The organism is Pontibacter qinzhouensis (assembly GCF_008017455.1).
Classification (GTDB): domain Bacteria; phylum Bacteroidota; class Bacteroidia; order Cytophagales; family Hymenobacteraceae; genus Pontibacter; species Pontibacter qinzhouensis.
Genome location: NZ_VRTY01000142.1, coordinates 1 through 11625, shown reverse-complemented (window position 1 = coordinate 11625; position 11625 = coordinate 1). Strand labels below are relative to the sequence as shown.

Annotated in this window: 9 protein-coding genes; 7 read left to right on the top strand and 2 right to left on the bottom strand. The window is 47.4% G+C overall.

Annotated features, from left to right (window positions below; genetic code table 11):
• Window positions 1–81: 81 nt before the first annotated feature.
• The 4 genes from FVR03_RS22445 to FVR03_RS22430 all read left to right on the top strand — a co-directional run bounded on the left by FVR03_RS22445 (window position 82) and on the right by FVR03_RS22430 (window position 4416).
• Entirely contained in the window at window positions 82–1263 is a 1182-nt protein-coding gene (locus FVR03_RS22445; protein WP_147924025.1) for a hypothetical protein, read from the top strand.
• Window positions 1264–1265: 2 nt separating this feature from the next.
• Window positions 1266–3044 carry an OmpA family protein gene (locus FVR03_RS22440; RefSeq protein WP_147924024.1) on the top strand — a complete coding sequence of 593 codons (1779 nt, stop codon included), beginning with the start codon at window positions 1266–1268 and terminating at the stop codon, window positions 3042–3044.
• 65 nt (window positions 3045–3109) lie between these two features.
• Complete coding sequence (locus FVR03_RS22435; protein WP_147924023.1) at window positions 3110–3739, top strand: hypothetical protein; 630 nt, start codon at window positions 3110–3112, stop codon at window positions 3737–3739.
• 305 nt (window positions 3740–4044) lie between these two features.
• Window positions 4045–4416 (top strand): hypothetical protein, encoded by a 372-nt coding sequence (locus FVR03_RS22430; protein WP_147924022.1) that lies wholly within the window; start codon window positions 4045–4047, stop codon window positions 4414–4416.
• A 62-nt stretch (window positions 4417–4478) separates the two neighbouring features.
• Here FVR03_RS22430 and FVR03_RS22425 read toward each other — a convergent pair whose 3' ends face one another.
• Both FVR03_RS22425 and FVR03_RS22420 read right to left on the bottom strand, forming a co-directional pair.
• On the bottom strand, window positions 4479–6761 hold the full coding sequence (locus FVR03_RS22425; RefSeq protein ID WP_147924021.1) for a pectate lyase family protein: 2283 nt from the start codon (window positions 6759–6761) through the stop codon (window positions 4479–4481).
• A gap of 618 nt (window positions 6762–7379) precedes the next feature.
• On the bottom strand, window positions 7380–8177 hold the full coding sequence (locus FVR03_RS22420; protein ID WP_147924020.1) for a DUF4393 domain-containing protein: 798 nt from the start codon (window positions 8175–8177) through the stop codon (window positions 7380–7382).
• Window positions 8178–8411: 234 nt separating this feature from the next.
• Between FVR03_RS22420 and FVR03_RS22415 the strand changes: the two genes are divergently transcribed.
• The 3 genes from FVR03_RS22415 to FVR03_RS22405 all read left to right on the top strand — a co-directional run.
• Complete coding sequence (locus FVR03_RS22415; protein WP_147924019.1) at window positions 8412–8879, top strand: LexA family protein; 468 nt, start codon at window positions 8412–8414, stop codon at window positions 8877–8879.
• 190 nt (window positions 8880–9069) lie between these two features.
• Window positions 9070–10017 carry an NAD(P)-dependent alcohol dehydrogenase gene (locus FVR03_RS22410; RefSeq protein WP_147924018.1) on the top strand — a complete coding sequence of 316 codons (948 nt, stop codon included), beginning with the start codon at window positions 9070–9072 and terminating at the stop codon, window positions 10015–10017.
• 482 nt (window positions 10018–10499) lie between these two features.
• A partial coding sequence (locus FVR03_RS22405) for a Fic family protein (protein WP_147924017.1) occupies window positions 10500–11625 on the top strand: 1126 nt, incomplete at its 3' end.

Here is an 11625-nt window from a genome sequence, read left to right as displayed (position 1 = left end):
AAACAGTATTTAACTATCTTAAATACAGAAACTTACGGCGATTTTAAAAAGCAACGTTTGGACACTAATGATCAAACTTATATGAAATTTCTTTACGCTATTCTGCTTGTTTTATTTTGCACAACTCCAATAGTTGCGCAATACGAAACAGTTGTATTTAACTACGACAGAACCTATTTTAACGAAGGCCAGCCATTGCCTGCCGAAAGCAACCTGATGCTAACCGGAGAGTCACCCGCCAGTGTGAGAATGGTGGAGGTTTCCATTTACCGGACGCCTGCTACTGATAAAGCTCCCTTGTACACCAACACCTGGAAAAAGCGCCCTCAAAATTCGGAGACCAGATTTACTTTGCCAATAAATTACCCTTTGCGCGGAAACGAAAAATATACCTTCGTATTGAATTATTATACACCGGCATCCAGGGAGCAGCAAGAGCAATTGCTGGAACAACTTTCTGCTGGTTTACAGGCTTACATCGATCAGTCTTTTGTGGTGAGCCGGAGTACGGTTGAGCTACGGAAGCACCCCAAGAACATGCGCTCCGATTTAAATGCGATTGTTAACCAGGGGCTTGCCCTGTATCGCAACCAGATTAACTATGAGTTTACAGGCTTTTCCGATATGGTACTCGATAAACTGGTGCAGATCAACAGCCTCCGCTTACGCAAAGCCAGGCGCAATATACTGGCCGCATCCGGAGACGATAACCAGACTGTCCGGCTAAAATACGCCCAGGAGCAAATCAGTGCCCTCAAGGTGATGGTGACCCAGGAGGTAGCGCAGTATGCCAATGCCCAGCTGCTTACCCTCACCGACAGCAAGAAAATAGTAGATTATGCGACCGAGAAAACCAAAAACGTGGTGGCCTTAAACGTAGGCTATGGTGGCGTGTATTATTCCGGCAACTTCGATAATTTCAGTTCGGCTACGGCACCTTATGCCGGTATTTCGATACCATTTGGCAAGGCGGTTTTTTCCTCTACCTTCTGGTCAAAAACAAGTATATCGGCTGGCGTATTTCTGCAGAACCTGGAGTTTAGCGACGACAATGTGGCGACAGGGCCGGTGGTAAAGCGGCCGGTATACCTGGCTTTGGGCTACAGGGTATTGCCGTTTGTAAGACTAAATGCCGGTGCCACAGTACTGCAAAGCGACCAGGCCGCAAATTCCATTTCCGATTTCAGCATGGACCGCATTTACATCAGGCCATTTGTCGGGTTAAGCCTGGAACTTAATTTTTGGGTTGATTTAAATCGCTAATCATGAAAAATGCCTTCTCTACTATGCTGTTTCTGTTGCTGTTAGGTACGGCGGCAGAGGCTCAACAAGACTTGTATAAGTGGCAGCTAAGTGGCTATACCGGCGTATCGGCTTATATAAATGAGGCCAATAGCTTCGCTGCCTATTATGAACCTGATCATAACCTGTTTCACCAGGCCGAACTCTCCTTTAACCTTGCCAAAGGCTTTTCCGTGGCGGCAGGCTATGGCTATGGGCAAATTTTAGGGCGGAACAGCCAACAAAGGAGTTTTAGAACGAACGCACATCTCACAGCCTTGCGAGCTTACTATTATACCGATAACGGGTATTTTTTGCATGCTTCCTCCAGGGTTGCTCCCTACTTCTTTATCGGCTATGGTCTAGGTGCTTACAGTGCCAATGGCGGTGCTAAACACGTAGACGCTACTTATGTGCCTGCCTTGCCGTTTGGCGTTGGCGTGAAGCTGCGCATAGCGGAGAGGTGGCAGGTAGCGCTGCAAAGCGAACTAGTTTACCTTCAGGATAGGCACCTGCCCACAACGTTGCCGAAGCAAAACAGCCGCAATAGCGCCTATGTTCATACAGGCATTAAACTGGGCTATAGCTTCGGCTTCCGGAAATCGACTTTCAGGGCGAGCAGCTTGTATGCTAATGATGTGACGGCAAGGCAGGGAGTAGCCGCGCAGGACCAGCCACGGCAGAACATGCTCGAAGCCATGCTACACCTTGAGCCCAGGCGCATACAGCTACCGATCAGAACTGACTCTACCTACCTGCTGCAGCAACAACTACAACGTGCAGCCGTGTCGCCACCTGCCACCCTGGTTTCTCCCGCCGAGGAGAGGATCGTGAATTCCCCCGATACCACCAGCAGCCAGGCGGAGGTACTACAGACAACTGCCAGGGAGCAGACTATGGCTAAACGCCAGCAGGATTCATTGGCGGCTATAACGCAGCAGGCTGGCCGCACGAATTTAAGCCGTGCTTCAGACACTACTACGGCAGCTTCTATCCGTCAGGTTGCGCCTGTTGCCAGGCAACAGGCGCGTAGCCAACAGGCAGCTGTGGCACCGGAACAACCTGTCAGAACAGAGCAAATCGTGACGGAGGGGCCGGAGCGTGTGGTGTATAGGCCAGCCGACAACCAAAGAGCAGCTGTACCTGTTGTCGCCAATGTGGGTGCCGGGCGGTCGCCTGACTACAGCCAGCAGGTGCGTGACCTGCAGGAAAACAACCGGCAGTTAAAGCTCCGGCTCGATTCTTTGCAGGCTACCCAGCAGAGCCAATTGGCCAAGGTGCTGGGTGCTTCTACAGTGGCAGATACTGGTTTAGTGCAGTTTCTGCAGCAGCAGGTGGCGTTTAACCAAAACCTGTTGCTACGCCTGAATGAGTATGAGCAGGAGGTGGCCCTGATGCAGAAAGTACCTGTTGCCACTGCAGACAAGAACCTGGTTGCTCCCTCAGCGGAAGCAGCAACTACTGTTTTTTACCCAATAAACACATACCAGGTGCCTGCTGCCAGCCTGCCCGACCTGAACCTAATCCTGAACTTGTTACAGCAACATCCAGCAGCGGAAGTGAAATTATCCGGGTATTCATCACAGTCGGGAAAACCAGCGTATAACCTGGCGCTAAGTCGCAAACGCGTGCAGGCACTTGTCGATTTTCTGGTGGGGCAAGGGGTGCAGGAGGAGCGTATCAGCACCCAGTACCTGGGCAATGCAAAGGCAGCAGATAACGAAAATCCACTTGACAGAAAAGTTGAAATTAGACTCAACTAATTTCCGGATATCACGATAAAACCGGTACTTGTACCATCGTTTCCTTATGAAGTAGTGCCATACCTATGAACAACACACCCAACCCTGCCGACCGACCTGCACCTGTTACTCCTGCATCTGCTGGCCAAAGGTTGCCACAAAACCGCCTTGTCAGCGCACTAAAGCGCCCCATTGTATTTATTCCGATGCTGTTGCTGCTATGTTTACTTGTGCTGTACTTTTACAAAGAATCTCAACTGAAAGGCATAAAAGCGCAGGCCCAGGCAGATCAGCAGGCTGTACTAGATCGAGCTAACCAACGCATAACTGAAAATAATACCTATTTGCTTCAGGTCATGACAAAGCCATTTTCCTGGGCGCTTCGAACCGCTATGCTGGCCGGTAACCAGGAGCAGGTAGACCAGTACCTGTTTCAGTTTGTGCAGGAAAAGAACTTTAATCTGGTGTTGGTAGCCGATGCCACAGGCACTATTGTCAGCTCCACAGACCAGAATTTTACAGGGAAAGCTTTTGCCAATCATTTTAAGCAAGATTACTTAAAAGCGGAAGCAGCCTTAGTTGATTATGCAAACACGGAGCGGGTAGTGGTGGTATCGCCTATCATGGGCTTTAACACCAGGCTTGGAACATTGCTGGCTGTGTACCTGCCAGGCCAGCAGTTAGGGCAGCAGCCACCACAAACGCCCGCAGAGTAGGGCAGGAGGCAGTGCTGTTTTGGTACTGCGTATTAAATTTTTAAAATCAGGAAAGTATGTAGTCGGGTAGCACAATTTGCGTAGCACGATACACGAATTTTTTAATTTTTGACACCAGATTTAATCTTATGCGCCATCGCTTAAAAACCGGCAAACTAATTAGCACCAGCGACTCAGGGCTTACCTGTTCGTGCCTATTTTAATTATTGAACAAATTGGCGGCCTAGACCTCGCAGCTCCTGTAAGCGTTTGGGGAACCACTAGCAGCGTCTGTAAATAAGTTTAATCTGGCGGGAGGAACTGCAATGAATTTAACTGTTGGCTGTAAAATTACCTGGACTGAATCGGTTTATACACCTTATGTGGAAGGTGAGGTGTCAGACTTTTTGGGAGAACGCACGATAACCGGTAGAATAACGGCAGAAGGCTATGCCAAAAAAACAAACTTCCATTTTTTTACAGTGCATGTTTATAGTGCAGAAGGTGTGAACGCCCACGAAATAGAGCAGAACAGCAAAATTGTCAGACGCGGCGTGGTTATTTACCCTAAATGCATCTTACTAAGCACACCCGCCAATTACGAGGACTTGGTTAAGGAAAAGGCTGCCCGCAAAGAAAACAGCAGTCCGGTTTGCTACGCAGATGATAAAGATCTGCGGGAAGGGTTTGAATTCTAAAAGAGCAAAAACAAAAAAGCCGGTGCAAACACTACATTTGCACCGGCTTTTTTGTTTTTGCTCTATCGCTTCATCAGGCGGGTGGTCCATTTCTGGCCTTCTTCACCCGATATCATGATAAAATATAAACCGGATGATAAATCAGAAAGGTCAAAGAGCTGGTTCGTGATACCTGTTTTCAGGATTTTTCCGGTTGAACTGTACAACGTAAAGGCTGTGTCTTTCTTCCAGGTTACGATTACGTTATTTTCTGCTGGATTCGGGTAAGCCACGATGGTCAGTTTTTCGGGGTTCGCACTGCTTAAAGGAGCTCCCTGCTCATTATAGGCCAGGCTCATGTAAAACAGGTTGGTAGTCGACCCTTTTGTAAGCTGGTGAGAGCCTGCCGGAAGTGTAAGGATCAGCACACCTGCACTCACCATTTGATCGGTGCCGTTTACTTTTATGGTGCCGTTAAAATCGTTGTTAAATACAAGTGTTAAAGTTGCTGCTGCAGAAGTGGTAAAGGCAACGTTCGTAGCCGACTCTATTTTCAGGCACTGCGTTAAGGTAAGGCCGTTGTAGCTTACAGTTCCTTTAGAATCTGAGAGGTTACCGGTTATGGTATAGAAGGTGCTGGTTTTACCTGCTAACGTAAAATTGTGGACCATTGCCTCTGCGTTTCCGGCATCGTTGCCATTATCGTCACCATCATCATTTCCACCGCCAGTAGCTGGTGCTCCATCGCCCTGCACAGCCACCAGTTTTGTTTTGTAGGCTACTAGGGCAGCTTTCAGGGGGGCATTCACATCAGAAGAAGCATCATCAACAGCGTTATTAAACGTCCATTTAAAATCGCCCCCGTTTACCCGACCAGCATACTGCATCACCTTTTCTCTGGCCTCTTCAGGACTATCGGGGGTGTAGGTATACATAACCGAGGCGTTGGTATCGAAGTTGTTGTAGGTGTTGGAGCCGTAGGCCGAAACCACAGTATTGGCTACTGTTTCGTTTCGGGTGGTGGCTACGTAGGCATCAAAATCGCGGGTGGCGTTGGGGTAGCCTGCCGCAGCATAAGGCACAAAGCGGCGCTGCCCGGTCATGTAGTTGTTGAATGCCTTAATGGTGCCTCCGTTTTCTTTAGAGAAGGTAGGCGAGTTTGAGTAATCGTTAGCCTGTTTGCCTTCATCATATACATCGGAACCCTGCATAGAAGTCAGCATCGGGTATTTGCAGTTTCGGAAGTAGTTGCCTTCTACAAACACCGAGGAGCCCAGCGTGGAGCCTACGCCGTATTTCGAGTTGCCATCGTAATAGTTGTTGTACACGTGGGCGGAGTAGTAGCGCACACGCGGGTGGCGCGAATCGGAATGGTCGTACCAGTTATGATGGAATGTGATGTAAAGCCCCTGGTTAGTCCCTTCGCTCAGGCCCACCAGGTTCGATTTGCCTGCATCCCAGAAGTGGTTATAGGAGAAAGTAACATAGGTAGAGCGTTTGGCATCGAGGGCACCGTCTCCTTTGGCCTGGTCTGCATCGCTTCCGGCATCGCCATAAAAGAAATCGACGTGGTGCACCCAGATGTAGTCGTTGTCCTGCTGCAGGCCAATGTTATCGCCTTCGTTGCTGTTGCAGTTCATAGACCCGATGTTACGGATCTCCACATTCGACGCATTTTTTATCCTGATTCCCCAGCCATCGGCCACGGCATCATCGCCTACACCCTCCAGGGTAATGTGGCTGGAGGCAAACCGGTTGTTCTCTATCACGATATCGCCTTTGTCCATGTAGGCCAGGTCGGTGATTTGCCCCACCAGTCGAATAATCAGCGGGCGCGCATCTTTTCCTTTTTTATAACCCTCCAGAATTGTCTGTAAGCCTACACAAGGGTTCGCATTGGCGCCGGTTACATCCAGCGAAATGGTGTTTTTGGTGTTCTCGGTAATGTACAGGATCACGGCATTGCTTTTAACCGTACCATCGGCTTTGTAGGCACCCGGAACGCGACCATTGCTGAAAGCAAAGCCGCTACGGTCGTGCGCCTGCACCGATATGTAGCCTGTTGTAGTGGCGGCACCCTCTGTTCCGGATACAACGGGTACCACTTTAAGTGTGTAGGTTCCGGCCTTCAGCCCCAGTACATCGGCACGGTAATACGCACCATAACTTCTGATCAGCTGATCGTCTATTTTCTGGTCTGTAATGCCCTCACCGCTGTAGTACACATTGTATTTTTCAACATCGGCGACAGGTTGCCATTTCACATAAGCCGATTCCAGCCAACCACCCGATTCGACGAGAGTAACAGATTGTGCCCAAGAAACCATAGGCGCCAGCAACAGGAGAAGAGTAAAGATTTGCTTCATTCTTTTGAATTTAAAAATGTATAACTATTGAATAAATTATTGATGCAACAGAAGGGTGCGCAATCGATTGCGCTCTCAAATATAGGAAAACTATTGTTTGTTAGTATATGAATTTTAAAACTTCCAGAAAATATTTTCAGGTGAGTAAGATGTAGTCATCAGGTAGAGTTCAGTCAGGAAATGGGGGAAGGGTATAGAGGCAACTATTTCCTGCTCTAGCCTTGAGGATTTTTAATCGTTTACTTCTCATGTTAAGCACCTTTCAAAGAACCTGTATAGCTAAAGAGGCTATTCGTTTTCTGCGCCCGCAATAGAAGTCCTGCTTTGGCTAAAAGCAAATTCTGCACTTAACTGAGTAGGGCAGACCCTTGGCTGAAATCTGGCAAAAAACTTTCTGGAGGCAGTTTTTATTTGAATAATTTGAGTGCAAAACATATTACGGGGTATATAGCTATACTTTTGCTGCGGAGAGAGGTAAAGAGGTACGAACTGCAAGCCTGGTCTTATTTCTGCCACCCGTGCTACCTTACATAGTATTTATTTTAAAGAAAATGTAGAGCAAGAGCAAGCTGCAAGCTATGGTCGGCAGGAGACACTTCTGGTATCCTTACCAGGACATTAGCTTTTTTCCCTGACTTCGTCCAGGTCTTTTATGCAGGCTTTCATGAACATTTTGCCATACTCTGTAAAGTAGTAATAGCCTTTTTTATTATACAGTGTATAAAGAACATCCTGTTGCTTCTTATTAAGCTCTTCTACCCATTGCTGCCTTTCTAAGATGCTGGATTTGTAGATATCTTGCTCCAGCTGTTTAAATGTTTCCAGGTCCTTTTTCAGGTGTACCTCTGTTTCAAGGGCTATAATCCCAAGCTTCTCCAGGTTCTCGATGTATACGTCAATGTTTTCAGGAAAATCCAGCTCTACAAAGACTTCTATCCCTGTCAGGTTCCAGGCAACTTTGGTGTGCACCTCCTGTGCCGGCCTAACGTTTTGCTCTCCTTCCAGGAACGTTATCTCCGGATTTAAAGTAAGTATCGGGGCTTGACCAGCGGCTTGCTGTTTTTTAATGTATAAGTCTATTCGGGGTATACTTTCCTGGTGCTTGTACTGAAACAGGATTTTGGCTTCGTCGGCACACATGTTGTTAAGTGTGCTAATAAAAGAAGGGTGTGCCAGGTTAATAGTCGCTTTTGTGGATGCCTTTGTAAGTAAATTAAGAAAGGCCTCCGATAGCTCGTGCTGGTCTAAGTAAGTAAGCTTCTCCAAAATGGGTAAGCCTACATAAGGCGGCACTTCGCAGATATCTTCTGCCTGACTTGCTTGTAGTTTCTTAGCATAACGCTTCAGGTTCGCATCAAACTTCATTCTCGCTTTCTGCTCCTGAAACTTTAAAGGTAACAGGAGCAGGTTTCCCATGCTGAAAAGCGTTCCTATAGCTCTATAGCTTCTCCTACATGTTTAAAGCTTGGCTGTAGCAGGTCTTCATACATTTTGCCTGTGGGCAACTCGTTTACAAATTTGTCTAACATAGTGGTAGGGGCTGAGATTGTACTGACAAGTTAGAGTTAATAAGACTTATAAACTTAAATGTGCTAAAATAATTAGTATTTACTACTATTGTATACTAAAAATATTAGCAAAAGTTAAGCTATGAAACAAAAACATATTAGACACAAGCTTCGGTTTGAAGGTCATGAATTGTACAAATTAGAAACGTTTGATGTATTGAAGGTGCCTTACTACGCCTCAAATATATCGGCTGGTTTTCCATCTCTGGCAGATGATTACCTGGATGAGCGGATAAACCTGAATGAGTTCCTGGTGAAGAACCCGGCAGATACCTATATGCTGAAGGTGCGTGGAAATTCTATGGAGGACGCTAACATAAAAGATGGTGCCATACTGATTATAGATCGGCTGCTGGAACCGGAGAATGGTCGTATTGCTGTTTGCTACCTCGAAAATAACTTTACGGTAAAAACTATCCGTAAAAGAGAAGGCAGGTTATTTCTGGAACCTGCCAATGCTGCCTATCCTGCCATAGAAGTTACAGAAGGCATGCGCCTGCAGGTTCTTGGGGTCGTAACTTTTATTATCATTAAGGCGGAGGAGCAGTAGCAGACCTAGTACCTGCTTTGTGAGTTGCTGCAGTATCAGGTTAAGTTAATTTGTTTTATAAAATAAAGGCAAGGTACGAGCTGCAAGCCTTTTCAATTCAGCACCTACCTTACAGGCAGCCATCTTTCATTTAACCCGCTGGTGTTCCATTTGTACCTCTGTGAACATAACAAAGCTAAACCGAATACAGATGAAAGCTATCTTCTATGAGAAAAATGGCGGTGCCGAGGTGCTGCAATACGGCGATCGGCCACAACCGGAGGTAAAGAAAGGGCAATTGCTGGTACGGGTTCATGCCGCCAGTGTTAACCCTGTTGACTGGAAACTTCGGGAAAATAAGCTGCTCTCGCCGGTCACGGCCTTGTCGGGTGGTGTAGTGCCTGGCAGAGACTTAGCCGGTGATGTGGTGGAAACAGGAGAAGGTGTTACCCGCTTCAAAACAGGAGATAAAGTATTTGGCATGCTCGATTCGATTGATGGAGGCGCCTATGCCGAATTTGCGCTAATACCGGAAGCCGTTGCTGAGTTTATTCCGGACAACATTAGCTACCTGGAGGCTGCCGCCGTTCCGCTTGTATCGCCTACGGCTTTGCAGGCTCTGCGCGACAAAGGGGAACTGACACAGGGGGAGCATGTACTGGTAAACGGAGCTTCGAGCGCAGTGGGTTTATTTGCTGTTCAGTTGGCCAAATTATTAGGTGCTACCGAGGTTACAGGAGTTTGCAGTACCGCCCATGTCGATTTAGTAAAAGAAGTTGGAGCAGATAGAGTCATTGATTATAAGAAGGAGGATTTTACGGAGGAGAAGAACCGGTACGATCTCATTTTTGATGCGGTAGCTAAAAGTACCTTTGCCAGTAGCAAAGGCAGCCTCCGCGAAAACGGCCGGTTTGTTACCACCGTTCCGAGCCCTAAAGATATTCTGGGTTTTGCTACCTCCGTGTTTTCCGACAAAAAAGCCAAAAGCCTGCTTGTAGCAGACAAGGGTCCGGATCTGTTTCTGATCGGGGAATGGTTGCAGGCAGGTAAGCTGAAAGTCATCATCGATAAGGTGTATCCCTTGCAGGAAGCTGCCGAAGCGCACCGCTACAGCGAACAAGGCGAGGCTTCCGGTAAAATAGTGTTGGACGTAAAGTAGATATGGGCAGCCTATAGTAATCAAAATATAAACCGGCAGTTGCCTCTGCTGGCTTCTTGCTGGCGCGCGCTTGTAGCCTTATTCTGTTCCATTACTAGGTGCAGACAACTTAATTGTAACGAATAAAGAAGCAATTCTTCTAATTAAAATGGCCTCCGGAAGGTTTTTATGCAAAATCTTGCCAAGGGTATATGCAACATGTTTTACTGGCATGTGCTCAATGCTCCTCCAAATTAGCTTATGGAGAGGCCAACGCATAAGGATGTCTCCTTATGCCTCATTTCTAATTTTTAGTTTGGCAAAGCTTAAGTAGTCTATTTATTCAAAGAACAGGTATTTTGATAAAACTATAAACACTAGCCAGCGGAGAGGTAATCTGATTTGTCTATAAGCTTTTTCTGAAAACAATTCTTTTCTATTTGTTTTTCATGATTTCAACCTGATTTTTATATCTTTGACTTATACGTTTTTCATGGCAGTGGATGCAGAATAATCAAATTTCACAGAGAATACAGGTTTTTCAGGGACGACAGGCTCCTGAAGAAGGCATATTGGTAGGTTATGGAGCCTTAATCGCCTATTACAATTTACCTGTTCCCATACCGCAGCAACTGGCCCTGATCAGCAAAAAGAACAGGAAATATACCGAGGCAGGCTGGCTGGTTTTCGGGCCACGATATACACCAGCCGAAACACCAGGCGCTCAGCTTACCTTTGCCCTGAAGTATGAAGGTATTAACCTGTTGTTCTTTAAAAAGCTCTTCGAAAAGCTATCGCAACAGCAGATCGTGGACATGGTGCAGGCCGAGTACACCGGGCAGTACATGCGCCGGATATGGTTCCTGTATGAGTGGCTACGGCAGGAGCAACTGCCCATACCAGATCTTACGGTAGCGAACTTTGTGCCGCTGCTCGATGAGAAGCTGCAGTATGCCGTACCAGGCGGCATTCGGTCCGGAAGGCACCGGATTCTCAACAACCTGCCAGGCAGCATCGCCTTCTGTCCGCTTATCCATAAAACAGGAAAGCTCGAAAATTACATAGCGGCGAGGCTTAATGAGAAAATAAACAGCGTTTTCAAGGGCGTGCACAAAGACATCCTGCTGCGAACATCGGCCTTTCTGCTATTGAAAGATTCCAAAGCCTCTTTCAGCATAGAAGGTGAGAACCCCACCCAAAGCCGGGCCGCCCGCTGGGGCAGAGCCATCGGGCAGGCGGGAGGTAAAACGCTGAGCAAGGCTGAACTCCTGCGCCTGCAGCAGATCGTGATCGAGAACAGCCGGTTTGTGGCGATGGGCTACCGCACCGAAGGCGGCTTTGTAGGCGAACACGACCGCAGCACCGGCGACCCGATACCCGATCATGTTTCGGCTCGCTGGCAGGATGTGGAGCACCTGATGGAGGGCTTGCTGGAAACCGCAGCTTACCTGGAAAAAACGGATTTCCATCCGGTGCTGGCGGCAGCTAAAATTGCCTTTGGCTTTGTGTTTATTCACCCTTTTGTAGATGGCAACGGCAGGCTGCACCGCTACCTGGTGGTATCCGCCCGACCAAGTACATCTTTCCGGCAGGATGAGCATTTTCTACTTTTGTTTCAAAAACAAAAGA